Genomic DNA, 26,006 nt, shown 5'->3' on the forward strand with positions numbered 1-26,006 from the left:
TTCCAGAATGCCTGCTTTCTTTCCGAAAGCTTGCCCATGTCCGACTCTTCCTCCTCCAGTAGCCTCGCGCCTGCCATCGCCGCGCTGCCTGCCACCGTCTACCTGATCGCCATGGGCGCGTTCGCGCTGGGCATGGCGTCGTATGTGACTGCGGGCCTGATGCCGATGATTGCCAGTGCCTTTTCCATCTCCCTGGCGATGGCCGCGCAACTGGTGACGGCGTTTACGCTGGCCTATGGCCTCGGCTCGCCGCTGGTGGTGGCCTTGCTGCCGGCGCGCGCGCAGCGCTCGGGCCTCCTGATCGCCCTGGCCGTGTTCGTGCTGGCGAACGGGGCCAGCGCGCTGGCGCCTGGTTTCAGCGGTTTGCTGGCATGGCGCGCCATTGCCGGCGTCGGTGCTGGTGTCTACCTGGCGCTGGGCATCGCGGCGGCGGCCGGCGTGTCGGCGCCGCAGCAGCGGGGCAAGGCCATCGGCGTGATCATGGGCGGCATGGCGGGCGGCACGGTGCTGGGCGTGCCCTTGAGTTTGCTGCTGGCGCAGCAGCTGGACTGGACCGCGGCCCTGTGGCTGGTCGCCGTCCTTGGCGGGCTGGCGCTGGCGGGCTTGCTGTGGAAGCTGCCCGCGCTGCCGGCGGTGCCGGCCACGACTCTGCGCCGCAAGCTGGTCTTGCTGGCCGATGGGCAGGTGCTGTCCATCCTGCTGGTATCGCTGCTGGCGGCCATCGCCAGCCTGGGCATGTACACGTTTATCGCGCCGTTGCTGGCGTGGTCGGCGCAGGGGGCGGCGCTGTCCGCCACTCCCTTCCTGTGGGCCTGGGGCGTGGGGGGGATCGCGGGCAGCGTGCTGGTCGGACCGTGGGCGGACAAGGTGGCGGCGCCGAAACTGACCTGCTTCATCTTGCTGCTGTTGGCGCTGGCCCTGTGCGCGCTGCCGCTGGCGGCCGGCTGGTCGGCCTGGCTGATGCTCGCGCCGATCGTGCTGTGGGGTGCGGCTGGCTGGGCCCTGCAAGTGCCGCAAAACCAGCAACTGCTGGCCGTGCGCGCGCGGCAGGGCGATGGCAACCTGGCCATCGCCCTCAACGAATCGGCGCTGTACCTGGGCAGCGCCATTGGCGCGGCCACCGGCGGGGTGCTGCTCCTGCTCGACTGGCCCATGTGGCTGCTGGCGGCCGGTGCCGCCCTGGTCGCCGCCGCAGCGTTGCTACTGCAGTTGCCTGCCGCGCGGCGGACTTAAGCCTTTTTCGCCAGCTGCATGCCCACGGGCAGGGCGCGGATGCGCTTGCCCGTGGCCGCGAAGATGGCGTTGCACAGGGCTGGCGCGATGGGCGGCGTGGCCGGTTCGCCCACGCCGCCCAACTCCATGTCCAGGGTGCCCGGCACCAGGTGCGTGTGGATCACGCGCGGCGCGTCGGCGGCGCGCAGCACGGCGTAGTCGTGGAAATTGCTTTGCTCGACCCGGCCATTCTTGAAACTGATTTCGCCGCTCATGGCCAGCGACAGGCCCATGATGCAGGCGCCCTCGATCTGCGAGCGCACGCGGTCCGGGTTGATTTGCGGCCCGCAATCCATGGCGATGTCGACCCTCGGCACGATGACTTCGCCGGCCGCATTGATCTCCACTTCGATCACGGCCGCCACATAGGTGACAAAGCTGTAGGAGACGGCCAGGCCCAGCCCCCGTCCCTTGGGCAGCTTGCGGCCCCAGCCCGCCTTGGCCGTCGCCAGCTCGATCACGTGGCGCATGCGGCCGATGTCGACCGGATACTTCGCCGGATCTTCGCCATAGTTCCAGCCGTCCGACAGGTCGGCCGGGTTGATCTTGCGCGCGGGGCCCAGCAGCGCGAGCAGGTAGTCGCGATGATCCTTCTTCGCCGCATGCGCCAGTTCGGCCGTGAACGACTGGATGGCAAACGCGTGCGGGATATTCGACACGGAACGGAACCAGCCGATGCGCGTGTGGGCCGGCACTTCGGGCACTTCGACGCGGATGTTTGCAATGGCGAACGGCACGTTGATGGCCGACATGCCCAGCTCGAACGGCGCCTGCCTGTTCGCGCCGGCGGCAAAGGTCGACGTGATGGTGGGTGCGGCCGTGCGGTGCAGCCAGGCCGTCGGCATGCCTTTCGCGTCCAGCGACGCTTCCAGCCGTTCGACGGATACCGTGTGCAGGTAGTCGTGCTGCAGGTCGTCATCGCGCGTCCACGTCAGCTTGACGGGCGCGCCATCCATGGCTTTCGACAGCAGCGCCGCCTCGACGGCGAAATCGGGTTTCGATTTGCGCCCGAAGCCGCCGCCGAGCAGGGTCACGTGGACGGTCACGTCGTCATACGCCAGGCCCAGGGCCTTGGCCACATTGCTGCGCGTCGCTTGCGGCGCCTGCACGCAGGCCCACACTTCGGCCTTGCCGTTGGCGATGCGCACGGTGGCGGCGGGCGGCTCCATGGTGGCGTGGGCCAGGTGGGGCAGATAGTATTCGGCACTGAATTTCCGCGCGGCGGGAGCGGCGGCCAGCGTGGCCACCGTCTTGCCCTGGTCGCGCGCCGGGCTGGCCGGCTGCCGCACGGCCGCTTCCAGGGTCTTGCGGAAGGTCTTCGAATCGTAGCTGCCGTTCGGGCCATCTTCCCATTCCAGCACCAGCGCTTCGCGGCCCTTGATGGCGGCCCAGGTGTTGCTGGCGATGACGGCCACGCCGCCCAGCGGATTGAACATGGCTGGCGGCGGACTGCCCGCCAGTTCGACGATGCGCAGCACGCCCGGCACTTTCAGGGCCGCCGTCTTGTCCACGCTTTTCAGCTTGCCGCCAAAGACGGGAGGGCGGGCGATGACGGCGTACGCCATGCCGTCGAGGCGCGTGTCGATGCCGAAGTGGGTATTGCCCGTGACGATGTCGTGCAAGTCGATGCCGCGCGTGCTGGTTTGGCCGATGTAGCGCAGCTCGCCCGCCGTTTTCAGGCTGATGCGCGCGCGTGGCGGCACCGGCAATTTGGCCGCTTCTTCGGCCAGGGCGCCAAAGGACAGCGAGCGTCCGCTGGCCGCATGCACGACCGCGTGGTTGACGGCTTTGACTTCCGTCACGGGTACGTCCCAGCGCACGGCGGCCGCCGTTTCCAGCATCAGGCGCGCCGTGGCGCCCACGTGGCGCATGGCGCGGAACGAGTGGCGCATGCTGCGCGAGCCATCCGTATCCTGGCTGCCGTAGCGCGCTTCGTCGGCGGGCGCCTGCTGCACGCGCACCTGCGCCCAGTCGGCGCCCAGTTCGTCGGCCGCCACCATGGGCAGGCTGGTGCGGATGCCCTGGCCCATTTCGGAGCGGTGCGCCACGATGGTGACGATGCCGTCGGCACCGACCGACAGGAAGACCAGGCTGTCGTCGACCACGCCGCCCGCCATCTTCTCGCCGCCGTATTTGACGGCATCGGCCGCCATCACGAGGCCGGAAGGGCCGGCCACCAGGGTCAAACCGGCCAGCGCGCCGGCGGCCTTGAGCCAGTTGCGCCGCGCAGGCGAATGTGCGGCAGGAGTGTCATGCATGCTCATTTGGCCGCTCCTTTCGCGTGGATGCTGGTCGCGGCCTGCTTGATGGCCGCGTGGATGCGAGTATAGGTGCCGCAGCGGCAGATATTGCCGCTCATCGCTTCGCGGATTTGCTGGTCGTTCGGCCTTGGGGTCTTGTGCAGCAGGGCCGTGGCCGACATGATCTGCCCGGCCTGACAGTAGCCGCATTGGGGCACGCCGTGTTCCTGCCAGGCCTGCTGCAGCGCCAGGCCGACCTTGTCTTCGCCCACGGCTTCGATGGTGGTGATATTCTTGCCGGCGGCGGCCGACATCGGCGTCACGCAGGAGCGGATGGCTTCGCCATCGAGGTGCACGGTGCAGGCGCCGCACAGGGCCATGCCGCAGCCGAATTTGGTGCCGGTCATGCCCAGTTCGTCGCGCAGGGCCCACAGCAGGGGCGTGTCTTCAGGCAGCGCAAGCTCGTGCTGCTTGCCATTGATGGTCAGGGTCGTCATGTGTATTCCTCGGTGTGGGATGGTGCGGGAAAGCGCGACGGCCATCCACCATACGGATGAGCGCATCAGTACGGGATGGTAGCACCGCCCGTCCTGCGCTGCAGGACATGGGGCCGGTGGCATACTGCGGCTTCTGATAGCGGAGTTTTTATGACATACCTCACAACGGCGCCGGGCTTGCCCGACATCCTCGCTCCCGGCTTGCAAGTGGTTTTTTGCGGCCTCAATCCGGGCGTGGACGCGGCGGCGGCCGGCCACCATTTTCTCGGCCGCGGCAACCGCTTCTGGCCGGTGCTGCACCTGGCCGGCTTCACGCCGCATCTGGTGGCGCCGCAAGACGATGCCAGCGTGCTCGGTTTCGGGCTGGGTTTGACGGCGGCCGTCGGGCGCCCGACCAGCCGCGCGGACCAGGTGGGGGCGGACGAGTTTGCGCAAGCGGCGGCGGGCCTGCAGCATAAACTGGCATTGCTGCAGCCGCAGTGGATCGCCTTCCTGGGCAAAGCTGCCTACGCGGCGATGACGGGGAAACGCCAGCTGGCGTGGGGCGAACAGCCGGAGCGCTTCGGCGGCGCGCGCGTGTGGATATTACCCAATCCCAGTGGGCTCAATCGCGGCTATTCGAAGGAGCGGCTGGTCGACGCGTATGCGGAACTGCGGCGTGCGCTGGACTGATACCGGGCTGGCGTTCAGCGCACTTGCGCATGGATGGCGGGGCTTAGCGGGCTTGCTCCAGCTGCGCATACACGGCGTTGGCGATCTTGCCCAGCTCCCGTTTGGGCAGGCTCGCCGAGAGGGCGTAACCAAGCTGGCCGTCGATCCAGTAAAACACGCTCAGCTCCTTTTCCTGCGTGTAGCGGAAGGCTGTTTCCTGCCTGCCGGCCCGTTCTTTCGCCACATACAGGGTCAGGCGCTTGCCGCTGCCATCCTCGTACATGAATTGCGCCACGGGGCCGTCGCCATCGCCGGGCAGCAGGCGGCCGCCGATCAGGTGATAGCCGAGCGGTGACAGCGCGGGCGGCTGCAATTTGCTGCCCAGGCGTTTCGACAGCCATTGCACCAGGTGCGCCTCCTGTTCGACACCCACTTCCACGGGGTGGCGCACTTCGGGCGTGTAGACGGCATGGGCGATGGCGGCGCTGCGCGCCAGGGACATCGGGCTGGCGCTGGTGGTCCGCATGTCACCGCCATCGCCGCGCAGCATCCAGCCGCCCATGCCGCCTGCGATCACCAGCACGATGGCCGCTGCCGCCTGCATGGCGTGGCGCTGCCAGGCGCCGTTCGCCGACGGTGGCGATGCCGCTTGCAGCAGGTCCGGCGGCACGGCTTCGTCCAGCACGGGGTCGAACAGGGCACGCAATTGCCGGTTCTGTTCGCGCCAGGCGTCCACCCTGGCGGCATCCTCGGGGTGTGCGTGCAGGTGGGCGTCGACAGCCGCGCGCTGCGCCTGGGGCAGGACGCCGTCGGCCAGGGCGTGCAATTGCGCTTCGCTGATGGCTTGCGTTGTCATTTCACGACTTTCAGGGTAGGGGCGCCATGGCTGCCGGCGGGGCGGCCATCGAGCAGTTCGCGCAGCCGCTCGCGCCCGCGCGACAGCCGCGACATGACCGTGCCGACGGGGATGCCCAGGGTGGACGCCACCTGCTCATACGGCATCTGTTCAAGCGCGACAAGCAGGATGACTTCGCGCTGCCCCAGCGGCAAACGGGCCAGCGCCGCATCCATTTCGCCGATGGCGATGGCTTGCCCCGGCGCGTGCTCCGGGGCGGGCAGCAGGGCGTCGTCGTCGAGTTCCTGCAGCGCCAGGCCGGGGCGGCGCAATTGATCCACGTGCAGGTTGTGCATGATGGAAAACAGCCAGGGCCGCATCTCGCCACCCCGTTGCCACTGGTCGAACTTGCGCCAGGCCCGCTCCACGGTGTCCTGCACCAGGTCGTCCGCGTGCACGGCGCCCACCAGCGCGCGCGCATAGCGGCGCAGGCCGGGCAGGCAGGCTTGCAGTGTGCGGCTGTCCTCTTGCGTGGTCATCGTGGCGGCGGGATGGGGGGCTTAGGGCTTGACGACGTGCCACACGTTCTTGAAGTTGTCGCCGGCCACGTCGCCCGGTTTCTTGTCTTCCTTGTACAAATACAGGGGCTTGCCCTTGTAGGTCAGCTGCATGGCGCCGTTGTCTTCGCGCTTGATGCTGCCATACGGGGCGGCGGGCGCCGCTTCGGTGGCGATGACGGCGGGCCAGGCCACCAGGCAGCCGCCGCTGCAGGCGCTCTTGCCGCTGTCGGCGACATCCTTGTCGAACACATACACGGTCATGCCGCTGGCGTTGACCAGCATGCCGTTGGCCGGCATGACGTCGGCGGCAAAGGCCAGCGGGGCGGACAAGGCGGTGAAAAGGGCGGTGGCGGCAAAAGTGGTAAAGCGCATGATGGTCTCCTTGAGGTTTTGAGGGCTTGCAAGGGATAGACGCGTGCCGCCCGCCGTTTATTCCCGCGCAGGCAAAATATTTATTTCCGGCGCATGCAGGCTGGCCCACAGGTGGGCGGCCGCCATGGTGCGGTGCGGCGCGTACTGGCGCAGCCACTGCTCCGTGCGCGCCATGTCCGGCTTGCTCTCTTCGCCGAGCAGCTTTTGCAGGGCGGCGCGGATGGCCACGTCGCCGTGCAGCGAGCAGTCGGCATAGCCGTAGCCGCGCAGCAGCGCGTAATTGACGGTCCACGGGCCGATGCCCTTCACGGCCAGCAGCGCCTGCGAAATGGCCGCCACGTCGCCGGAGGGCGGCAGCTCCAGCGACAACGCTCCGTCGTTGACGAGGTGGGCCAGGCGCAGCACGGTTTCGGCCTTGGCGCGCGAGAATTTGCGGCTGGTCAAATCCTCGATTTCCAGCCGGGCCACGTCGCGCGCCTCGGGATAGCACCACAAGCCGTCGCCGTGCTGGCGTCCCGCCTGCAAGATGAAGGTGCGGCGCAGGGCGATGGCGAACGGCAGGTTGATCTGCTGGCCGATGATGGCCCAGGTCAGCGCCTCGAAGGGACTGGCCGACTGCACGATGCGCAAGCCCGGATTGCGCCGGACCAAAGGCGCCAGCAGCGTGTCGCCGGCGGCCAGTTGCGCGAACGGCTGCGGGTCGATGCGCAGGCCGAGGATATTGAGCAGGGCGCCGTGCAGCGGCGTTTGAAGACCGGCAGCGTCATCGCTGTCGATCTCGGTGCGGCAGACGGCGGCAGCGTCCGTGAACGCCACGTCCAGCACCACGGGCACGCCGCGCAGCAAAATGCCCTTGCGCAGGCCCGTCGGCGTGACTTGTTCGGCCACGGCTTCCCCGTCGCGGCTGTGGAAGGCGATGACATCGTCGCGGCGGTAGCCGGCGGGCAGAGGGAGGGTCCAGTGCAGCAGGGTCATGGTGGGCCAAAGTCAGGGACGGTATCAGGGAGGCGATGCGGACGCACCGCGTTTCTTGCTGTTTGCCTTCAGCGCGCGCAGATGTCGGTGGTGGGCGGACTCAGGGCTGCCGCGTGCTGGATCTGCAGGGCGTCGGGCACGCCATTTTTCACGGCCGTCAGTTCGGCCAGGATGGAAATGGCGATTTCGGCCGGCGTCTTGCTGCCGATGTACAGGCCGATGGGGCCATGCAGGCGCGCCAGCTGTTCCGCGCTGACGTCGAACTGCAGCAGCCGCTCGCGGCGCCTGGCGTTGTTGGCGCGCGAGCCGATGGCGCCCACGTAAAACGCTGGGGACTTGAGCGCTTCCATCAGGGCCAGGTCATCGAGCTTGGGATCGTGCGTGAGGGCGACGACGGCGCTGCGGCTGTCGAGCTTTAATTCCAGCACGAGATCGTCGGGCATGGCGTGCAGCAGGGGCACGCCGGGCACGTTCCAGCCGCCCCGGTATTCCTCGCGCGGGTCGCAGACGATGACGTGGTAATCCATGGCCGTGGCGATTTGCGCCACGAAGCGCGACAGCTGGCTGGCGCCGATGATCAGCAGGCGCCAGCGCGGGCCATGCTGCGTGGTGAGTACGCCATCGTCCAGGGCCAGCACGGCGCCCGGCGTGGCGCGCTGCAGGGTAACGGCGCCGCTGCGCAAGTCGAGGCGGCGCTCGACCAGTTCATGGGCTTCCAGGCGCGCCAGCAGTTCGGCCACGCGGCTGCCCGCATGCAGCGGCTCGATGGCCAGTTCGATGGTGCCGCCGCAGGGCAGGCCGAAGCGGTGTGCCTCGTCGGCGCTGATGCCGTAGCTGACGATTTCCGGCTGCGTGCGCACGATGCCGTGCACGCGCACGGTGTCGATCAAGTCATCTTCGATGCAGCCGCCGGAGACGGAACCGACCACCGTGCCATCGTCGCAGATGGCCAGGGTGGCGCCCACGGGGCGGGGGCTGGAGCCCCAGGTCTTGATGACGGTAACGAGTTCGCAGCGGTGGCCGGCGTCGAGCCAGGCGGCGCTGGTTTTCAGAACTTCAAGGTCGATGCTGTCCATGGCGCGCAGGAGGAAAGCCGCAGGTACGCGGCAAAGTATGGAAAAGTATTCAAGATTGTGGATATACTACCTGTTCCATCACCCTGCGGAGAATTTTCATGTCAAATGAAGTCAAGACGCAAGAAGAGGGTATTCCCAAGTTCGGCAAGCTGCTCATCGTCCTGTTTTTAGCCGTGGTGTTCTGCGGTGCCCTGACCTGGATCATGGGCACCTACTTCCCCAACTTCCCGGGCGCCTGAGCAAACCCTGTTTGATCAGGATGAAGAACGTCTGACAGAACCGTAGCGAGCGGCAGCGATTTGTGGCCGAGAAGCGCAACTGTGCTTGAGCACAGTGAGCATCGCAAACCGCAAAGCGCGACGCGCAGTAGGTTATGGTAGGCGTTCTAAGGCTTGAGCGGTTTCTTCGCCGCCTGCTTGGCGCGCACGTCGGTGACGGCGCGGTTGACGGCGGCCATGCGCGAGTTGGTGCCGGGATGCAGCGCCGTGTAGCCGTTGGCGACTGTCGCCGGCACTTGCGTGGCCAGGCGCTGCCAGAAGCGTGCCGCGTTGTCGACGTTGTAGCCGGCGCGCGCCAGCAGGTAGATGGCCAGGGTGTCGGCTTGCACGTCGAGTTCCTGCGGCATGGCCTTGATGCCAGCGGCGCCCGTCAGCATCGACACGTCGGGCTGCACGGCGCCCAGGCTGTCGATAATGCTGCCGGCCGTGCCTGCCGTGCGCTGGCTGCGCGCGTGGTCGAGGATGTTGTGCGCCATTTCGCGGGCGATGACAAAGGCGATGCCTTCGTCGTTTTGCGCCGCATTGACCATGCCGCGCGTGAGCATGATGCGCGCGCCGTCCGAGTACGCGTTGACATTGTCCGCATTGCCCAGGGCGACGCGGAAGGCGCAGGCGCGCGTGACGGGAATTTTCAGGTCCTGCTGCTGGCCATCGCGGGCGATGGTCATGTTCAGGCTCGCGCTTTTCGAGGCCAGCGGGCCGACGATGGCGCCGAACGGGCCTTCCGCTTTCGGCCCGGCCGGCAGCGGCTTGCCTTCGGCGGCCAGCAAGCCGTCGCCCTTGCGCAAGCCGGCGCGCGCGGCGCCGCTGCCCGGCAAGACGCCGGAGACCTGCATCTGTTCGCCGTAGCCGAGGGCCGCCTGGGCCGCGTCGGCATAGATGCCGGGGTAGGAATACTTATTCTGCGCCGTGAAGCCCAGCAGGTTGCGCGCATACGTCTTGCACAGGTCCGCATTGTTGATCAGCAGGGGCGCCGAGACTTTCGACAGGCGGTCCTGCAGCGCCACCATCTTCACCAGTTCTTCCTGCGCCGCCTTTTGCTGCGCCGTCGGGGCGGGCGCATCGGGTGCCGGCACGACGTTGAACGGGCCGCTGACATGCGTCGTTGGCGTGGTGCAGGCAGAGAGAAGGGCAACGCAAGCCACCAGCAGTGGCGAGGCCAGATGGCGCAGCGAAGTCGGGGCTGGGATCAGATGGCGGAAACCTGGCATGAGAAAATCCTTAATGTTTGCCGGTGCTGCCGAAACCGCCAACACCGCGTTCGCTGTCGCCGAATTCCTCGACGACGTTAAAGCCCACTTGCAGCACCGGCACGATAATCAGTTGCGCCAGGCGTTCCATGGGATTGAGCGTGAAAGCGCTCTGGCCCCGGTTCCAGGTCGATACCATCAGCTGGCCCTGATAATCGGAGTCGATCAAGCCTACCAGATTCCCCAATACGATGCCGTTTTTGTGGCCCATGCCGCTGCGCGGCAAAATCATGGCCGCATACGACGGGTCACCGATGTGGATGGCCAGGCCGGTGGGAATGAGCACGGTCTGGCCGGCTTCGATGGTGATGGCTTCATCGATGCAGGCGCGCAGATCCAGGCCGGCGCTGCCCGGCGTGGCGTAGGCTGGCAGCAGTTCTTTCATGCGGGCGTCGAGGATCTTGATGTCGATATTTTTCATTGAAGCTAAGTCGTCTAAAAATGGATTATTTGAGCAGTGAATTTTTTGCCAGCCGCTTCGAGATTTCCGAAATCAGCTGGCGCGCCAGGTTCAGTTTCGAGGCGCGCGGCAGCACGGTATGGCCCTCTTCATCGAACAGGATGATGGTGTTGTCGTCCTGGCCGAACGTGTTTTGGCCGATGTTGCCGACCAGCAGAGGGATGCCCTTCTTTTCGCGCTTGGTCGAGCCGAATTCCACGAGGTTTTCCGATTCGGCGGCAAAGCCCACGCAGTACGGATAGCCGGCCAGGTTGGTGCGCGCCGCCACGGTGGCAAGGATGTCGGGGTTTTGCGCGAACTGCAGTTCGGGCACGGAGCCATCGGCCTGCTTTTTCATCTTCTGGTCGCTGGCGTTGGCGACGCGCCAGTCGGCCACGGCGGCGACAGCGACGAAGACATGCTGGCCGTCGACGTGGGCCAGCACGGCATCATGCATCTGCTGCGCGCTTTGCACGTCGATGCGGCGCACGCCGAAGGGCGCGTCCAGCGCCGTGGGGCCGGAAATGAGCAGCACCTCGGCGCCGGCTTCGCGCGCCGCGCGCGCCACCGCATAGCCCATCTTGCCCGAGGACAGATTGGTGATGCCGCGCACGGGGTCGATGGCTTCAAAAGTGGGGCCGGCCGTGACCAGCACGCGCTTGCCCGCCAGGACTTTCGGCTGGAAGGCGGCGATCAGCTCCGTCAGCAGCTGTTCCGGCTCCAGCATGCGGCCCAGGCCAACTTCGCCGCACGCCTGTTCGCCGGCGGCCGGGCCGAACAGCTTGATGCCGTCGTCGCGCAGCTGCTGCACATTGCGCTGCGTGGCCGGGTTCTGCCACATTTCCACGTTCATGGCCGGCGCCACCAGCAGGGGCAGGTGGGAAGGACGGGCCAGGCACAGGGTCGACAGCAGGTCGTCGCACACGCCGTGCGCGAGCTTGCGCAGAAAATCGGCCGAACACGGCGCGATCAGGATGGCATCCGCATGGCGCGTCAAATCGATATGCGCCATGTTGTTGTCGATGCGCGCATCCCACTGGCTCGTGTGCACGGGGTGGCCGGACAGGGCCTGCATCGTGACGGCCGTGATGAAGTGGCTGGCCGCATCCGTCATCACCACTTGCACCGAGGCGCCGGCCTTTGTCAGCGCGCGGCACAGTTCCGCCGCCTTGTAGCAGGCGACGCCGCCCGAAAGTCCCAGAACGATTTTTTTGCCGGACAATTCCATGCCGTTCTCCTGCGTGTCTATTTGTTTACCCGGCGCAGTTCATCGATGATGAACAGGGCCGCACCGATGCAGATGGCGCTGTCGGCGATATTGAAAGCGGGGAAATGGCCCCAGCTTTTCCAGTGGAAGTCGAGGAAATCGACCACGTGGCCGTACATCAGGCGGTCGATGGCATTGCCCAGCGCGCCGCCGAGTATCAGCGCCAGGGCCCAGCAGAACATGCGCTGGCCGGCGTGCTTTTTCAGCAGATAGATGATGTAGATGGCGGCCGCCAGGGCGATGCCGGTGAAGAAATAGCGCTGCCAGCCACCCTGGTCGGACAGGAAGCTGAACGCGGCGCCCTTGTTATACGCGAGCACCAGGTTGAAATACGAGGTGATGACCATCTCTTGCGCATAGCGGAAGGTCTTCAGGATCGTGATCTTGGTGATCTGGTCGAACAGGATGACGATGGCGGCAATGCCCAGCCAGGGCACGAGCGACGCCGAGGATGACGATTTCGATGAAAAACGGTTTTTAGTGGCCATATTTTTCCAGGGAAGATAAAGCCGCCGCCTGGTGGCAGGCGGCGGTTGGAAGCGGGACGCAGGCAGCGCCCCGGGGTGACAGTCTATGCGAAACGGCGCGATTCGCCCTTGCCAAACAGATTGCTGACGCAGCGGCCGCACAGGGTAGCATGCGCGGCGTCCGTGCCCACGTCGCTACGGTAGTGCCAGCAGCGCTCGCACTTCGGCGCCGTCGACGCGGTTACGACCACTTCCTCGGCCGCTTCGTCGGCCACCTCGGCCACCGTGGCTTGCGAGGTGATGAAGACGAACTTCAAGTCCTCGCCCAGGGTGGTCAACAGCTTGTACTTCATCGGCGCGGCCTTGATCGTCAGTTCCGCCTGCAGCGACGAACCGATGGCGCCCGAGGTGCGCAGGTCTTCCAGCTGTTTTGTCACGTCCGTGCGCACGGCGCGCAGTGCCGTGTATTTCTCCAGCAGGCCGGCGGCGTCCGAAACTTCCGGCAGCTGCCACCAGGTTTGCGTGAAGATGGTTTCATCGCTGGCGGCGTAGGCTTCGCTTCCTGCGAAGACGGCCCATGCTTCTTCGGCCGTGAACGACAGGGCAGGGGCCATCAGGCGCAGCAGGCTTTGCGTGATGTGCCACAGGGCCGTCTGCGCAGAACGGCGCGCGTGCGACGTCAGGCCCGAGGTGTACAAACGGTCTTTCAGGATGTCGAGGTAGAAGCCGCCCAGGTCTTCCGAGCAGTATGTCTGCAGCTTCGACACCACCGGGTGGAACTCGTAGCGCGCGTAGTTGTTCTCGATCTGCGTTTGCAGCGACGCCATGTTGGCCAGCGCATAGCGGTCGATTTCGAACATTTCCGCCACCGGCACGGCGTCCGTGGCCGGATTGAAGTCCGACGTATTGGCCAGCAGGAAGCGCAGGGTGTTGCGGATGCGGCGATACGATTCCGTCACGCGTTTCAGGATTTCGTCGGAGATCGACAGCTCGCCCGTGTAGTCGGTCGACGCGATCCACAGGCGCAGGATGTCCGCGCCCAGGGTGTCCGAGATCTTTTGCGGCGCCAGGGTATTGCCCAGCGACTTGGACATCTTCTTGCCTTCGCCATCGACCGTGAAGCCGTGCGTCAGCAGGGCTTTGTACGGCGGACGGCCGTTCAGCATCGACGATACGAGCAGGGACGAGTGGAACCAGCCGCGATGCTGGTCCGAGCCTTCCAGGTACAGGTCGGCCGGGAATTGCAGCTGCGTCGAGTGCGAACCATGGCCTTGCGGGCCGCCCAGCACCGTCTGGTGCGTGGCGCCGGAATCGAACCACACGTCCAGCGTGTCCTTGTTCTTGGCGTAGATAGCCGCTTCGTCGCCGATCAGGTCTTTCAAGTCCAGCGCCTGCCATGCCTCGATGCCGTCCTTTTCGATCAGCTTGGCCACTTGCTCCAGCAGTTCCGGCGTGCGCGGATGCAGGTCGCCCGTTTCCTTGTGCACGATGAAGGCCATCGGCACGCCCCACTGGCGCTGGCGCGACAGGGTCCAGTCGGGACGGTTGGCGATCATGCCGTGCAGGCGCGCCTGGCCCCAGTCCGGGAAGAACTCGGTGTCGGCGATGCCTTGCAAGGCCGTTTCGCGCAGGGTTGCGCCGCCGTCCTTCGGCGTCACGTCCATGCCGGCGAACCACTGCGAGGTGGCGCGGTAGATGATCGGCGTCTTGTGGCGCCAGCAATGCATGTAGCTGTGGTCGAACATCTTGACTTCGAACAGCGCACCGGCTTCGCGCAAGGCGTTGCAGATCGGCTTCGACGCTTCCCAGATGGTCATGCCGCCGAACAGGGGCAGGGTCGAGGCGAACTTGCCATCGCCCATGACGGGCTTGATGATGTCGTCGTCCTTCATGCCGTGCGCCTTGCACGAGATGAAGTCGTCCAGGCCGTAGGCTGGTGCCGAGTGCACCACGCCCGTGCCGCTTTCCGTGGTCACGTATTCGGCCAGGTACAAAGGAGACAAGCGGTCATAGAACGCGTCAGCCGCATGCAGCGGGTGGCGGAAGCTGATGCCGGCCAGGGCCGCGCCGTCGCACGTGGCGATGGTCGTGCCATCGAGCTTGAAGCGCGCCAGGCTGGCGACGACCAGGTCTTGCGCCAGGATCAGCAGCAGCGGCTGGCCATCGCGCTCGGCTTTCACCAGCGCATATTTGACTTCCGGGTGCACGTTCAGGGCCTGGTTCGACGGGATGGTCCACGGCGTGGTGGTCCAGATGACGATGAAACCGTTATCGGTCGGCAGGGAGCGCAAGCCAAAGGCTTGCGCGATTCGTTCAAGCTCTTCAAACTTGAATCCGACGTCGATGGCGGGATCGCGTTTTTCCGCGTATTCCACTTCCGCCTCGGCCAAGGCCGACTGGCAGTCGAAGCACCAGTTGACGGGCTTCAGGCCGCGGTAGACATAACCTTTTTCCAGCAGCTTGCCCAGCGCGCGCAATTCGTCGGCTTCATTGCCGTGCGCCATCGTCAGGTAAGGGTTGTCCCACTCGCCCAGCACGCCCAGGCGGATGAAATCCTTTTTCTGGCGCTCGACCTGCACGTTGGCGTAGGCGCGGGCCTTTTCCAGCACTTCGGCCGTCGGCAGGTTCTTGCCGTGCAGTTTTTCGATCTGGATCTCGATCGGCATGCCGTGGCAATCCCAGCCCGGCACGTACGGCGCGTCGAAGCCGGCCAGCGAGCGCGACTTGACGACCATGTCCTTCAGGATCTTGTTGACGGCGTGGCCCAGGTGGATATCGCCATTCGCGTACGGCGGGCCGTCATGCAGGATGAATTTCGGGCGGCCGGCGGCAGCCTTGCGCACGCGCTCGTAAATCTTCTTGTCTTGCCATTGCTGTACCCATTGCGGCTCGCGCTTGGCCATGTCGCCGCGCATCGGGAACGGGGTTTCCGTCATGTTGACCGGGTATTTGCTTTCAGGCTTCTTGTTCTGCTTGGGCGTGGCTGGCTTGTTTTGATCGGACATAATCTTCTTTAATGGTATGGAGTATATTTTTGCAGCGGGTTGGCGGCGGCAGGTGCCGCCAGGCGGTGGAGTTGGCCGGCGTCAAATTCGGTCGGTGGCGGTAATGGCGCCGCTGCGCTGCTCAAAATACGCGCGCGCCTGGTTCGAGTCGCGCTCGATGGCGGCCGTCAGGGTGGGCAAATCGTCGTACTTCTCTTCGTCGCGCAGTTTTTCCAGGAATTCCACGCGCACCAGCTTGCCATAGCAGGACTGGGCAAAATCAAACAGATGCACTTCCAGCAAGACGCGGCCGCTGTCGTCGACGGTGGGACGCACGCCGAGGCTGGCCACGGCCGGCAGCGGCACCGGTCCCAGGCCATGCACTTGCACGATGAAGATGCCGGACAGGGCGGGGCGGTGCGCCACGCGCAGGTTCAGGGTGGGGAAGCCGAGGGTACGGCCCAGCTTCTGGCCGTGGATGACGTGGCCGGAAATGGCGTACGGATGGCCCAGCAACTGCGTGGCCAGCGGGAAATCGCCAGCGGCCAGCGCCAGGCGCACGGCCGAGGACGAGATGCGCGTGCTGCCGCTCATCACGGTAGGCAATGTTTCTACATGGAAGCCATATTGGCGGCCCGCTTCCTGCAGCATGGCCACGTCGCCGGCGCGCCGGGCCCCATAGCAGAAGTCGTCGCCGACCATCAGCCATTTCACGTGCAAGCCGTCGACGAGGACTTTTTCCGTGAATTCCTGCGGCGTCAAGGCGGCGAACTGGGCGCTGAAGTGCTCGACGACGACACGGTCGATGCCGGCATCGTCCAGCGATTGCAGCTTGTCGCGCAAGTTGGCGATGCGCTGCGGGGCCTTTGACAGGTCGCCCGCGCGCTGCGCAAAGAATTCGCGCGGGTGCGGCTCGAACGTCATCACGGCCGCTTCAATGCCGAGTTCGGTCGCGGCGCCGCGCACGCGTGCCAGCAAGGCCTGATGGCCGATGTGGACACCGTCAAAATTGCCGATGGTCAGAGCGCAAGGCGCTCGTGCCTGGGCATTGGGAAGTCCGCGGAATACCTTCATAGGAATCTGATGAAAAACTGTGCCAAAAGGGGGATTATACGGACTGTTTCAGGGATGCACACCCGGCAGGGCGGGCACAGGGCGAATTTCACTGCTGAAATAACAAAAAGCGTTGCCGGCGGGTGTGCTGGCAACGCTTTTCGGGAACTAACGGCTTGACAACATGTTCAGGGCTAGGCGCCGCGTCGAAGACAGTACGAATGTACGGCGAGACGCGGCAACAACGCCCTGGACGTGTTGTCTTATTTATTCATTAAGGTCCAGTAACGGGCCAGGTCCGCAGCGCCATCCGTGCCCTTGACGGCTTTGAGTGCTGTCGAGGCATTGGACTTCTTGCCGGCGTGAATGTAAGCGATGCCCAGATGCAGCTTGGCTTCCTCCGCATACTTGGCGGTGCCCATTTTCACGGCATCGTTCATCAAGCCCAGGCCCTTGTCGGCCTGGCCGTCGTAGACCAGGGCGAAGCCCAGCTTGCTCAAGCTGTCGGCGTCCTTGTTCTTGACGTATTCCGCTTCCGACTTGGCGGCGTTGGCTTTCAGCTCGGCCTGGGTTTTCAGGGCCAGGTCTTTCAGGCGCTGGTGACGTGGCGCATCGGCGCCGGTACCCAGTACGCCTTTTTTGTAGCCTTGCTCGATGATGCTCAGCGCTTCGCCAGGATTGCCTGCTTGCAGGGCCAGCTGGCTGATTTCCATGTATTCGGAAGGTTTGCTGAACAGGCCGTTGGCCAGGCGCAGGCGCTGGACGTCCAGGGCCAGGCGTTGCGAGAAGCCAGGCTTGCCCGAAACGCGGTTCAGCAGGTCAGCCCAGTAGCTGGTTTTCGGATAGCTCGATGCCAGTTTTTCCAGGGTGGCGACGTAGCCGCCCTTGTCGTTTTGCTTCAACTGGATGTTGGCCAGCATTTGCAGGCTTGCTTCCGAGTTGCCGCCGCGCGATTGCAGTTCTTTCGCCGCTTCGGCGTAGTTGCCGCTGACGTAGTAGGTCTGGATCAGCAGTTCGCGCATCTGGGCATCGTCGCGGTCTTTCAGCGAGCGCTTGATCCAGGTGATGGTGTTCGGCCAGTCTTTGGCGCGGTAGTACATGCCGGCCAGGGCTTGCGTGAATTTCGGGGCTTCGGCGGCGCTCAGGCGGCCGGAATTGATGACGGCTTCAAAGGCCTTGATGGCGGTGCCGTTGTCGCCGGCGGCGGCAGCGGCCGAAGCGCGCACGCGTTCGATCTGGTAGCTTTCAAAGGCGGTCTTGCCGCCGACGCTGTCAGCTTCGCGCAGCTTGGCCAGCGCTTCCTTGTTTTTGCCGCTGCTAGCGAGTTTTTGCGCTTCTTGCAGTGGCTTGCCCACTTCGGCACGCACGGTGTCCGCGGCGTATGCCAGCGAGCCCAGGCCGATTACGGGAGTTGCTGCGGTAAAACCGATAGCGGCCATGACGAGGCCGAGATGAGCGAGACGAAACTTGGACATAAGAAAGTCTTTCAGTAAAAAGCGAATAGGCAGGAAGTCCTGCCTATTCGGATGTAAAGAGAACCTGATTGCTGCAGCTTACTGGAATTGCTCGTTGCCGACCAGACCGATTTTGGTCACGCCCAGACGCTGCGCCGACGCCATCACACCGGCGACGACTTTGTATTCCACCAGCTTGTTCGGACGCAAATGCACTTCCGGCTGGTCTGCTTGCGCAGCAACGTTGCTCAGCTTGGCTTCCAGCGAAGCGCGGTCAGGAATGACCTGATTGTCCCACAAGATCGTACCGTCAAAATCGACATCGATCGTGACGACCACTGGTTCGGTTGTCGGTGGCGGCGGGGTGCCGACCGGCATGTTCAAGTTCACCGAGTGGTTTTGCTTAGGAATCGTGATGATCAACATGATAATCAGCACCAGCATCACGTCGATGAGGGGCGTCATGTTCAGTTCCATCATTGGTTCCGGATCCGCGCCTGCTGCGCTTCCCGAACCGACATTCATACTCATAGTGTTTCCTTTAAGAAGTCCAACGAAGCACCGGGCGAAACTGCCGCCCGGTCAGCTTCTGGCGGTGGCATCCCCATGTTGCCGGGACGCCGCCGCCAGTCGCTATCAGCCCTTGTCAGGTGGTTCGGTGATGAAGCCGACCTTCTGGATCCCGGCACGTTGGGTCGTGTAAATAACCCGGCCGATCGATTCGTAGCGTGTTTCTTGGTCGCCACGAACGTGTACTTCCGGCTGCGGTACTTTCACTGCTTCAACTTTAAGATAATCGAACAATTCGTTCGTGTCTTTCAGTCTGGTCTGGCCCAGGTAAATCTCACCGTCCTTGTTAACAACGATGTTGACGTTTTCTGGCTTGCTTTGAAGGGCTTGGTTGGCCTCGATCGGCAGATCGATTTTCTGCAATTTGAGGACAACCGGACTGGTGATCAAGAAAATGATCAGCAAAACCAACATGATGTCGACGAGCGGCGTCGTGTTGATTTCTGACATTACTTGATCTTCATCTCCGCTGTCGGAGCCGACGGACATCGACATGATTCTTATCCGATCTTTTTAGCGCCGGCAGCACGGCCAGCTTCGCTGGTCGACATTACGCCGGAAACCAGAACCGAGTGAACGTCGGCGCTGAACGAGCGGATGTCTTCCATTGCGGATTTGTTACGACGAACCAGCCAGTTGTAACCCAGAACGGCAGGAACGGCGACCAGCAGACCGAAAGCGGTCATGATCAGTGCTTCACCAACTGGACCTGCAACTTTGTCGATCGATGCGTTACCGGTCATGCCGATAGCGGTCAGCGCGCCGTAAATACCCCAAACGGTACCGAACAGACCGATAAACGGTGCGGTCGAACCAACGGTTGCCAGGAACGACAGGCCATCTTGCAGACGCGATTGGACTTTGTCCGAAGCGCGCTGGATCGACATCGTCACCCAGGTCGACAGGTCGATTTGTTCCAGCAGGGCGCCGTCATGGTGTGCGGTTGCCTTGGTGCCCGATTCAGCGATGAAGCGGAATGGCGAGCCTTCGCTCAGGGTTGCCGAACCAGCAGCGATCGAAGGAGCTTTCCAGAATTTGGAAGCGGCTTCTTTGGCTTGCTTGAAGATCTTCATTTGATCCAGCAGTTTGGTGATGATGATGTACCAGCTGCCGATCGACATGATGGACAGGATGATCAGGGTAGCGCGTGGCACGAAGCCGCCGTCCCATACTGCGGACAGGCCGAACGGGTTGTGCACTTCTTCGGTTTTGGCTGGAGCTGCTGCATCAGCGGCTGGAGCTGCTGCGTCTGCTGCTGGAGCGGCTGCATCTGCAGCAACTGGTGCTGGTGCAGCGTCTGCCGCAGGAGCCGAAGCGGCAGCCGATGCTGGCGCGTCAGCGAATGCCGGAGCTGCTACCAGAGCGGTAGTAGCGGTAACGGACAACAGAACCGCGGCAAAAAATGCGGACAAACGGGTATTCTTAAACATGCTTCCTCCAAAATTAAAAATAACAGATCGCTGAACGTAATGACAACGAAATCATAGTGTGAGACAGGGGATAACTGTCTCGGGTTTTAATCCAGCGACCAAACGTATTGCATTTGCTGCCAGCCTTGTTCCGGCTTGCCGTCAACTGTTGCCGGCTTAAATGTACAGCGGCTAATACCTTGCACCGCGGCTTTGTCCAGGTCTCTGAAGCCGCTGGACTTCACGATCTTCGAATCAGCGACCTTGCCGTCTACACCGATCAGGAACGACAGTGTCACCACACCGGTTTCCTCATTGCGCTGCGACGACTTTGGATAAGCCGGTTTTTCGCAGACACTGAAGTCAACCACGGCCGGTGTACGCACCGATTTGGCTGGTCCAGGAGTTGGCGCAGGCTGTGCAGGCGGTGCTGGCGGTGCCAATACATTCGTGGCTGGCTTCACAGCAGTCGTATTTGCAATCACGTTCTGTTGTGGCGGCGGCTGCTGCACGTTCACCTCGACTGGCGGAATGAATGGCGGCGGTGGCGCCTTCATTTCTGGCGGCGGTGGTGGCGGTGGAAGATCCTTCGGTGGAGGCGGTTTGACTTCCTCGATAATCTTGGTTTCAACCGGTTCCATCATTTTGGTAACTAACCGCTTGCCCAAGCCCGTCGCGATCCCGTAAGCCGCGAGAACGTGCAGCAGGACAACGACAGTTATGCCTGTGTAGTTCTTGGGACTTTTCTCGTTCGAAAAATTCATGCCTGCTTTCTCCAAATACCATCTCTTGTCTTGCAACTGAACCCCAAAATGACGACACAAAGCTCCAGCCGTATCCGGGACGTCGCCGAATTATACATACGAATTCTTTATTTTACACAGATTTTTAACGCCTAAAACCGGTTAAATTTTTGGCGCTTTTGCGCCCTGAAAACGTACTTGCTTATGTCATCTTTGCACGCTTTCGGACAGAAAAAAAGGCGGTCTTATCGGTTTTTTACAGCCGTTTTGGACGACCGCTGCTAAGTTCTCCGATGTGCCTATATGGCGGAATTATATTTCGTGATATCCAATATGGAAACTGCTAAATTTGGAGAAAAATCTTTCTTTATGGAAATGTTTTGGCTCTGAACCAGACCACTTAGCCTTCGGTGCGCACCAAACGGGTGCGGAACGCACTTCACCCAGGTCAAAAAAGGCGCTCCTGGAGGCCTATTTGAGGCCGTCAGGCCATACTGAATTCCTATACGGGCATAGGAAGCGCTTATATTCTTGCTATTGATTATTATCAACAAAACATTTCATGGCCGGACAACCGGGTCATCGCGCCGGTTGCGCTTCTCGCGCCGGCAATTCAGGGTGCCCAGGACCACGCCCTGGGGATCGACCGTATCGAGGTGCACATCGAAGCCCCACAGCCGCGCCACATGCTTGAGCACCTCGGCTGCCTGCTGGTTCAGCGGGCGGCGCTGGAATTGCGTGTGGCGCAGGGTCAAGGCGCGGTCGTCGCGCGTATTCACGGACCACACCTGGATGTTCGGCTCGCGGTTGCCCAGGTTGTACTGCTCGGCCAGCTGCTGGCGCACGTAGCGGTAGCCGGCATCGTCATGGATGGCGGAAATGGCCAGTTTTTCATTCTTGTCGTCGTCAAGCACGGCAAAGAAGTGGAATTCGCGGATCAGCCGCGGCGACAAATACTGGGCAATGAAGCTTTCATCCTTGAAATTGCGCATGGCAAAGTCCAGGCTCTTGCGCCAGTCGCTGCCGGCCATGTCGGGAAACCAGGCGCGGTCTTCGTCCGTCGGGTGCTCGCAGATGCGGCGGATGTCGCTCATCATGGCAAATCCCAGCGCATACGGGTTGATGCCGCTGTAATACGGGCTGTCGATGGGCGGCTGGTAGACCACATTGGTATGGCTTTTCAGGAATTCCATCATGAAGCCGTCACCGACCACGCCTTCGTCATACAGCTGGTTCAATATCGTGTAATGCCAGAAGGTGGCCCAGCCCTCGTTCATGACCTGGGTTTGCCGTTGCGGGTAGAAGTACTGGGAAATCTTGCGCACGATGCGCACCATCTCGCGCTGCCATGGTTCCAGCAGCGGCGCATACTTCTCTATAAAGTACAGCAGGTTTTCCTCGGGTTCGGGCGGAAAGCGGGGCGCGGCCTTGCGCTGATCGTCCTCTTCCTCGTCATCCTCGCGCCGGGGCAGGGTGCGCCACAGCTGGTTGATCTGCGACTGCACATAGGCTTCGCGCTCTTTCTGGCGCGCATATTCCTTCGCCATCGACAGTTTCGCCGGGCGCTTGTAGCGGTCCACGCCATAGTTCTGGATGGCGTGGCACGAGTCGAGCAACAATTCCACGGCATCGACGCCATGGCGCTGTTCGCATTCGGCGATGTAATTCTTGGCAAACACCATATAGTCGATGATGGCGTCCGCATCCGTCCAGGCGCGGAACAGGTAATTGCCCTTGAAGAAGGAATTGTGGCCGTAGGCCGCATGCGCGATCACCAGCGACTGCATGGTCAGGCTGTTTTCCTCCATCAGATAGGCGATGCAGGGGTTCGAGTTGATGACGATCTCGTAGGCCAGGCCCATCTGGCCGCGCTTGTAGCTTTTCTCGGTAGACAGAAAGTGCTTGCCGAAAGACCAGTGGTTGTAGGAGACGGGCATGCCCACCGAGGTATAGGCATCCATCATCTGTTCGGCCGTGATGATTTCCAGCTGGTTCGGATAGGTATCGAGGCCAAACTGTTTCGCTACGCGGCGGATTTCCTCGTGGATTTGCTCGATCAGCTCGAACGTCCATTCCGACTGCTCGGGCAGGGCGTTCGGGTGGCGCAGGCGCACGAACGGTTCGCCCGGGGTGTTGCTGGCGCGGTCAAAGGCTGCACTCATCATTTCACCTGTTTCTTGAACAGTTCGCGGAAGACCGGGTAGATATCGGCCGGCGTGACGATCTTTTGCATGGCGAAATGGGCGTGATGGTCGAGCACGCCCGCGTATTGCTCCCACAGGTTTTGCTGCGGGCCATCCGTGATCTCGACATAGGTGTAGTACTGCACCTTGGGCATGATGGTGTTGATCAGCAACTGGCGGCACAGCACGGAATCGTTGTCCCAGTTGTCGCCGTCGGACGCCTGCGCCACATAGCTGTTCCATTGCCCGGCGCCATAGCGCTCGTCGATGATGGTGTTGAGCAAGTGCAGGGCGGAGGATACGACGGTGCCGCCCGACTCGCGCGAATTGAAGAATTCATGCTCGTCCACTTCGGCCGCCGCCGTATGGTGACGGATGAAGACGACTTCGATCTTGTCGTAGACGCGCTTGAGGAACAGATATAACAGGATGAAGAAGCGCTTGGCCGTGTCCTTGCGCGATTCGTCCATGGAGCCGGACACGTCCATGATGCAGAACATGACGGCTTGCGTCATCGGCTTGGGCACCTTGACGCGGTTGCTGTAGCGCAAGTCGAACGGGTCGATGAAGGGAATGGCCAGCAGGCGCGTGTGCAGGTGGTGGATCAGGCGGCGCAGTTCCGTCACCAGCGGGTCGCTGTCGGGCGCGCCTTCGTGCAGCAGTTCGGCCAGGTCTTCCTCGGCCTGCGCCAGCTGCTTGCGGGCGCCGCCGCCGACGGCGATGCGCCGCCCCAGCGCGCCGCGCAAGGAACGCAGCACATGGATGTTCGATGGCGTGCCCGACATATTGTAGCCGGCGCGCTGGTTCTTGAATTCCGTGGTGGCCGTCAGCTGGGTTTTCACCATATGCGGCAATTCCAAGTCCTCGAAGAAATAATTCATGAATTCTTCGCGCGACAATTCAAAGATGAAATCGTCTTCCGTCGTCTCGTCGCTATTGCCCGCCTTGCCCCGCCCGCCGCCACCGCCGCCTTTCGGCCGGGCGATCTGGTCGCCTTTCAGGTATTCCTTGTTGCCGGGGTTGACCACTTCCCATACGCCGCCATGCGCGTGGCCGAACGATGGTTCGCCCACGTCCTTGACGGGGATGCTGACCTTCTCGCCATTCTCGACGTCCGTGATCGAGCGCCCCTTGATGGCACGCCCCACGGCATCCTTGATCTGGCCCTTGTAACGCCGCAGGAAACGCTCGCGGTTGACGGCGGATTTATTCTTGCTTTGCAAGCGCCTGTCGATGAGATATGTCAAAGGGTGCCTCCTTGCCTCTCGTCTCGCGCGCCCCGCCATCCATCGGGCGGGAGCGCGCCTTCGCTGTCCGCGCTATGACGACTTGCGTACGCGCAAGTACCATTCGCATAACAGGCGTACCTGCTTGGCCGTATAGCCTTTTTCCACCATGCGGGCCACGAAGTCGGCGTGCTTGTTGGCATCGTCGGCGCTGGCCTTGGCATTGAAGGAAATCACGGGCAGCAATTCTTCCGTATTCGAAAACATTTTCTTTTCAATCACGGTGCGGAACTTTTCATAACTGGTCCAGGCGGGATTCTTGCCGCCGTTCGAGGCCCGCGCACGCAAGCCGAAGTTCACGATTTCATTGCGGAAATCCTTCGGATTGGAAATGCCCGCCGGCTTCTCGATCTTTTCCAGTTCATTGTTCAGCGATTCGCGGTCGAAACTTTCGCCCGTGTCCGGATCGCGGTATTCCTGGTCCTGTATCCAGAAATCGGCAAACGTCACATAGCGGTCGAAGATGTTCTGTCCGTATTCCGAATAGCTTTCCAGGTAAGCCGTCTGGATCTCCTTGCCGATGAATTCCACATAGCGCTGCGCCAGGTGCTCCTTGATATAGGAGAAGTAGCGCTGCTCGAGTTCCGGCGCGAACTGCTCGCGCTCGACCTGCTGTTCCAGTACATATAATAGATGCACGGGATTGGCGGCCACTTCGGAATTGTCAAAGTTGAACACTTTCGACAGGATCTTGAAGGCAAAGCGCGTCGACAAGCCGTTCATGCCTTCATCCACGCCCGCGTAATCGACGTATTCGTGCATGGACTTGGCTTTCGGGTCCGTATCCTTGAGGTTCTCGCCATCGTAGACGAGCATCTTCGAAAAGATGCTGGAGTTTTCCGGGTCTTTCAGGCGCGACAGGATGGCGAACTGCGCCATCATGCGCAGGGTGCCGGGCGCGCATGGGGCCTTGACCAGCGAGGAATTGGCCACCAGCTTGTCGTAGATCTTGATTTCATCGGAGACGCGCAGGCAGTACGGCACCTTGACTATATAGATACGGTCAAGAAACGCCTCGTTGTTGCGGTTGTTCTTGAAGGTCTTCCATTCCGACTCGTTCGAGTGGGCCAGGATGATGCCGTCGAACGGGATGGCGCCGAAGCCTTCCGTGCCCTTGTAGTTGCCTTCCTGCGTGGCCGTCAGCAGCGGATGCAAGACCTTGATCGGCGCCTTGAACATTTCCACGAATTCCATCAAGCCCTGGTTGGCCAGGCACAGGCCGCCCGAATAGCTGTAGGCGTCCGGGTCGTCCTGCGCATAGTCTTCCAGCTTGCGGATGTCGACCTTGCCCACCAGCGAAGAAATATCCTGGTTGTTTTCGTCGCCCGGCTCCGTTTTCGAGATGGCGATCTGTTTCAGCACGGACGGGTAGCGCTTGACGACGCGGAACTGGTTGATATCGCCATTGTATTCATGCAGGCGCTTCACGGCCCACGGGCTGGGGATGTTGCGCAGGTAGCGGCGCGGGATGCCGTAATCCTCTTCCAGGATGGTGCCGTCCTCTTCCTCGTTGAACAGGCCCAGCGGCGATTCGTTGACGGGCGAGCCTTTCAGGCAATAGAAGGGCACATGCTCCATCAGCGACTTGAGCTTTTCCGCGATCGACGATTTGCCGCCGCCGACAGGCCCCAGCAGATACAGGATCTGCTTGCGTTCTTCCAGGCCTTGCGCCGCGTGGCGGAAATACGAGACGACTTGCTCGATGACTTCCTCGGTGCCGTAGAACTCGCGGAAGGCGGGATAGATCTTGATGATCTTGTTGGCGAAGATGCGCGACAAGCGCGTGTCGTTGCGCGTGTCGACCAGTTGCGGCTCGCCGATGGCGGCCAGCATGCGTTCAGGCGCGCTGGCATAGGTCAGCTTGTCCTTCTTGCACAGGGCCAGGTATTCGGTGAGCGACATTTCCTCTTCGCGGGTGCGCTCGTAGCGTGCTGCATAGTTATCAAAAATGGTCATGTCAATGTCCTTTAATGTAAACCTGTACTGCCAGTCACCATGGCCGCCCGCCTGGCACTCGCCTGGGCTTGCCGTCTGAACTTTTCCTGTACCCCGTATCGATTTTTATTGTTGTTTCAAGCCCGGCTGTCTTTGCGAGTCCGGATTGCCCGGACCAAAAAACTGGCGCTTGATGCCGTGTGCTGACGT

At 62.5% G+C, this 26,006-nt stretch carries 24 protein-coding genes; 3 read left to right on the forward strand and 21 right to left on the reverse strand.

Going from position 1 to position 26,006, the window contains the following annotated elements; translation table 11 throughout:
• The first annotated feature begins 36 nt into the window (after positions 1-36).
• A complete protein-coding gene (locus tag IGS58_RS04435; protein ID WP_230520753.1) occupies positions 37-1,233 on the forward strand; it encodes an MFS transporter in 1,197 nt (398 codons plus the stop codon).
• Here the strand turns inward: IGS58_RS04435 and IGS58_RS04440 are convergent.
• Together IGS58_RS04440 and IGS58_RS04445 are read right to left on the reverse strand one after the other, a co-directional pair.
• On the reverse strand, positions 1,230-3,536 hold the full coding sequence (locus IGS58_RS04440; RefSeq protein ID WP_151096761.1) for a xanthine dehydrogenase family protein molybdopterin-binding subunit: 2,307 nt from the start codon (positions 3,534-3,536) through the stop codon (positions 1,230-1,232). The genes IGS58_RS04435 and IGS58_RS04440 overlap by 4 nt on opposite strands.
• Positions 3,533-4,009: a (2Fe-2S)-binding protein gene (locus IGS58_RS04445; RefSeq protein ID WP_070253691.1), complete on the reverse strand. Its 477-nt coding sequence runs from the start codon at positions 4,007-4,009 to the stop codon at positions 3,533-3,535. Before IGS58_RS04445 ends, IGS58_RS04440 begins: the two co-directional genes overlap by 4 nt.
• A 150-nt stretch (positions 4,010-4,159) precedes the next feature.
• Between IGS58_RS04445 and mug the strand changes: the two genes are divergently transcribed.
• Entirely contained in the window at positions 4,160-4,681 is a 522-nt protein-coding gene (gene mug, locus IGS58_RS04450) for a G/U mismatch-specific DNA glycosylase (RefSeq protein WP_070253692.1), read from the forward strand.
• 43 nt (positions 4,682-4,724) lie between these two features.
• Here the strand turns inward: mug and IGS58_RS04455 are convergent, their stop codons facing one another.
• The 5 genes from IGS58_RS04455 to IGS58_RS04475 all read right to left on the reverse strand — a co-directional run bounded on the left by IGS58_RS04455 (position 4,725) and on the right by IGS58_RS04475 (position 8,478).
• On the reverse strand, positions 4,725-5,516 hold the full coding sequence (locus IGS58_RS04455) for an anti-sigma factor family protein (protein ID WP_230520754.1): 792 nt from the start codon (positions 5,514-5,516) through the stop codon (positions 4,725-4,727).
• Positions 5,513-6,034 (reverse strand): RNA polymerase sigma factor, encoded by a 522-nt coding sequence (locus IGS58_RS04460; RefSeq protein ID WP_070253694.1) that lies wholly within the window; start codon positions 6,032-6,034, stop codon positions 5,513-5,515. The genes IGS58_RS04455 and IGS58_RS04460 overlap by 4 nt, the downstream gene beginning before the upstream one ends.
• Positions 6,035-6,055: 21 nt before the next feature.
• Positions 6,056-6,427, reverse strand: a complete 372-nt coding sequence (locus tag IGS58_RS04465) for a COG4315 family predicted lipoprotein (RefSeq protein WP_058050557.1) — start codon at positions 6,425-6,427, stop codon at positions 6,056-6,058.
• Between the two features lie 57 nt (positions 6,428-6,484).
• Positions 6,485-7,402, reverse strand: coding sequence for a DNA-3-methyladenine glycosylase family protein (locus IGS58_RS04470; RefSeq protein ID WP_230520755.1), 918 nt, complete (start codon positions 7,400-7,402; stop codon positions 6,485-6,487).
• 68 nt (positions 7,403-7,470) lie between these two features.
• A complete protein-coding gene (locus IGS58_RS04475) occupies positions 7,471-8,478 on the reverse strand; it encodes an XdhC family protein (RefSeq protein WP_230520756.1) in 1,008 nt (335 codons plus the stop codon).
• A gap of 98 nt (positions 8,479-8,576) precedes the next feature.
• Between IGS58_RS04475 and IGS58_RS04480 the strand changes: the two genes are divergently transcribed.
• On the forward strand, positions 8,577-8,717 hold the full coding sequence (locus IGS58_RS04480; RefSeq protein ID WP_162835767.1) for a hypothetical protein: 141 nt from the start codon (positions 8,577-8,579) through the stop codon (positions 8,715-8,717).
• A 146-nt stretch (positions 8,718-8,863) separates the two neighbouring features.
• Here the strand turns inward: IGS58_RS04480 and IGS58_RS04485 are convergent, their stop codons facing one another.
• From IGS58_RS04485 to IGS58_RS04550, 14 genes are all read right to left on the reverse strand, one after another.
• Entirely contained in the window at positions 8,864-9,967 is a 1,104-nt protein-coding gene (locus IGS58_RS04485; RefSeq protein ID WP_099388841.1) for a M48 family metallopeptidase, read from the reverse strand.
• Positions 9,968-9,977: 10 nt separating this feature from the next.
• Positions 9,978-10,427, reverse strand: a complete 450-nt coding sequence (gene dut / locus IGS58_RS04490) for a dUTP diphosphatase (protein ID WP_034785229.1) — start codon at positions 10,425-10,427, stop codon at positions 9,978-9,980.
• A gap of 25 nt (positions 10,428-10,452) precedes the next feature.
• Positions 10,453-11,673 (reverse strand): bifunctional phosphopantothenoylcysteine decarboxylase/phosphopantothenate--cysteine ligase CoaBC, encoded by a 1,221-nt coding sequence (coaBC, locus tag IGS58_RS04495; protein WP_034785232.1) that lies wholly within the window; start codon positions 11,671-11,673, stop codon positions 10,453-10,455.
• A 17-nt stretch (positions 11,674-11,690) separates the two neighbouring features.
• Entirely contained in the window at positions 11,691-12,200 is a 510-nt protein-coding gene (gene lspA, locus IGS58_RS04500; protein WP_034754175.1) for a signal peptidase II, read from the reverse strand.
• Positions 12,201-12,283: 83 nt separating this feature from the next.
• Positions 12,284-15,184, reverse strand: a complete 2,901-nt coding sequence (ileS, locus tag IGS58_RS04505; RefSeq protein ID WP_151096750.1) for an isoleucine--tRNA ligase — start codon at positions 15,182-15,184, stop codon at positions 12,284-12,286.
• A gap of 81 nt (positions 15,185-15,265) precedes the next feature.
• Complete coding sequence (locus IGS58_RS04510) at positions 15,266-16,237, reverse strand: bifunctional riboflavin kinase/FAD synthetase (RefSeq protein ID WP_034785236.1); 972 nt, start codon at positions 16,235-16,237, stop codon at positions 15,266-15,268.
• A 242-nt stretch (positions 16,238-16,479) separates the two neighbouring features.
• Positions 16,480-17,691: a hypothetical protein gene (locus IGS58_RS04515; protein WP_034785237.1), complete on the reverse strand. Its 1,212-nt coding sequence runs from the start codon at positions 17,689-17,691 to the stop codon at positions 16,480-16,482.
• 78 nt (positions 17,692-17,769) lie between these two features.
• Positions 17,770-18,201: an ExbD/TolR family protein gene (locus IGS58_RS04520; RefSeq protein WP_177886013.1), complete on the reverse strand. Its 432-nt coding sequence runs from the start codon at positions 18,199-18,201 to the stop codon at positions 17,770-17,772.
• A 105-nt stretch (positions 18,202-18,306) separates the two neighbouring features.
• On the reverse strand, positions 18,307-18,735 hold the full coding sequence (locus IGS58_RS04525) for an ExbD/TolR family protein (RefSeq protein WP_034785240.1): 429 nt from the start codon (positions 18,733-18,735) through the stop codon (positions 18,307-18,309).
• A gap of 5 nt (positions 18,736-18,740) precedes the next feature.
• Entirely contained in the window at positions 18,741-19,670 is a 930-nt protein-coding gene (locus tag IGS58_RS04530) for a MotA/TolQ/ExbB proton channel family protein (RefSeq protein WP_167468694.1), read from the reverse strand.
• A gap of 86 nt (positions 19,671-19,756) precedes the next feature.
• The gene (locus tag IGS58_RS04535) at positions 19,757-20,413 is read right to left on the reverse strand and encodes an energy transducer TonB (RefSeq protein ID WP_034785244.1); all 657 of its coding nucleotides are present in this window, start codon (positions 20,411-20,413) and stop codon (positions 19,757-19,759) included.
• 539 nt (positions 20,414-20,952) lie between these two features.
• Complete coding sequence (locus IGS58_RS04540) at positions 20,953-22,554, reverse strand: SpoVR family protein (RefSeq protein WP_230522194.1); 1,602 nt, start codon at positions 22,552-22,554, stop codon at positions 20,953-20,955.
• Entirely contained in the window at positions 22,554-23,822 is a 1,269-nt protein-coding gene (locus tag IGS58_RS04545; RefSeq protein WP_034785247.1) for a YeaH/YhbH family protein, read from the reverse strand. Before IGS58_RS04545 ends, IGS58_RS04540 begins: the two co-directional genes overlap by 1 nt.
• Before the next feature lie 72 nt (positions 23,823-23,894).
• The gene (locus IGS58_RS04550; protein ID WP_034785249.1) at positions 23,895-25,817 is read right to left on the reverse strand and encodes a PrkA family serine protein kinase; all 1,923 of its coding nucleotides are present in this window, start codon (positions 25,815-25,817) and stop codon (positions 23,895-23,897) included.
• Between the last annotated feature and the right edge of the window lie 189 nt (positions 25,818-26,006).

Source organism: Janthinobacterium sp. EB271-G4-7A, assembly GCF_020858075.1.
Lineage (GTDB): Bacteria > Pseudomonadota > Gammaproteobacteria > Burkholderiales > Burkholderiaceae_D > Janthinobacterium > Janthinobacterium lividum.

Bases quoted from the DNA above. Each gene is read 5' to 3' on its own strand.
- IGS58_RS04440 (WP_151096761.1), bottom strand. From the start codon at position 3,536: ATGAGCATGCATGACACTCCTGCCGCACATTCGCCTGCGCGGCGCAAC.
- IGS58_RS04485 (WP_099388841.1), bottom strand. From the start codon at position 9,967: ATGCCAGGTTTCCGCCATCTGATCCCAGCCCCGACTTCGCTGCGCCAT.
- IGS58_RS04460 (WP_070253694.1), bottom strand. From the start codon at position 6,034: ATGACCACGCAAGAGGACAGCCGCACACTGCAAGCCTGCCTGCCCGGC.
- IGS58_RS04480 (WP_162835767.1), top strand. From the start codon at position 8,577: ATGTCAAATGAAGTCAAGACGCAAGAAGAGGGTATTCCCAAGTTCGGC.
- IGS58_RS04510 (WP_034785236.1), bottom strand. From the start codon at position 16,237: ATGAAGGTATTCCGCGGACTTCCCAATGCCCAGGCACGAGCGCCTTGC.
- IGS58_RS04520 (WP_177886013.1), bottom strand. From the start codon at position 18,201: ATGAGTATGAATGTCGGTTCGGGAAGCGCAGCAGGCGCGGATCCGGAA.
- IGS58_RS04470 (WP_230520755.1), bottom strand. From the start codon at position 7,402: ATGACCCTGCTGCACTGGACCCTCCCTCTGCCCGCCGGCTACCGCCGC.
- dut (WP_034785229.1), bottom strand. From the start codon at position 10,427: ATGAAAAATATCGACATCAAGATCCTCGACGCCCGCATGAAAGAACTG.
- mug (WP_070253692.1), top strand. From the start codon at position 4,160: ATGACATACCTCACAACGGCGCCGGGCTTGCCCGACATCCTCGCTCCC.
- IGS58_RS04530 (WP_167468694.1), bottom strand. From the start codon at position 19,670: ATGTTTAAGAATACCCGTTTGTCCGCATTTTTTGCCGCGGTTCTGTTG.
- coaBC (WP_034785232.1), bottom strand. From the start codon at position 11,673: ATGGAATTGTCCGGCAAAAAAATCGTTCTGGGACTTTCGGGCGGCGTC.
- IGS58_RS04550 (WP_034785249.1), bottom strand. From the start codon at position 25,817: ATGACCATTTTTGATAACTATGCAGCACGCTACGAGCGCACCCGCGAA.
- IGS58_RS04535 (WP_034785244.1), bottom strand. From the start codon at position 20,413: ATGAATTTTTCGAACGAGAAAAGTCCCAAGAACTACACAGGCATAACT.
- IGS58_RS04540 (WP_230522194.1), bottom strand. From the start codon at position 22,554: ATGAGTGCAGCCTTTGACCGCGCCAGCAACACCCCGGGCGAACCGTTC.
- IGS58_RS04465 (WP_058050557.1), bottom strand. From the start codon at position 6,427: ATGCGCTTTACCACTTTTGCCGCCACCGCCCTTTTCACCGCCTTGTCC.
- IGS58_RS04525 (WP_034785240.1), bottom strand. From the start codon at position 18,735: ATGTCGATGTCCGTCGGCTCCGACAGCGGAGATGAAGATCAAGTAATG.
- ileS (WP_151096750.1), bottom strand. From the start codon at position 15,184: ATGTCCGATCAAAACAAGCCAGCCACGCCCAAGCAGAACAAGAAGCCT.
- IGS58_RS04455 (WP_230520754.1), bottom strand. From the start codon at position 5,516: ATGACAACGCAAGCCATCAGCGAAGCGCAATTGCACGCCCTGGCCGAC.
- IGS58_RS04475 (WP_230520756.1), bottom strand. From the start codon at position 8,478: ATGGACAGCATCGACCTTGAAGTTCTGAAAACCAGCGCCGCCTGGCTC.
- IGS58_RS04445 (WP_070253691.1), bottom strand. From the start codon at position 4,009: ATGACGACCCTGACCATCAATGGCAAGCAGCACGAGCTTGCGCTGCCT.
- IGS58_RS04515 (WP_034785237.1), bottom strand. From the start codon at position 17,691: ATGTCCAAGTTTCGTCTCGCTCATCTCGGCCTCGTCATGGCCGCTATC.
- IGS58_RS04435 (WP_230520753.1), top strand. From the start codon at position 37: ATGTCCGACTCTTCCTCCTCCAGTAGCCTCGCGCCTGCCATCGCCGCG.
- lspA (WP_034754175.1), bottom strand. From the start codon at position 12,200: ATGGCCACTAAAAACCGTTTTTCATCGAAATCGTCATCCTCGGCGTCG.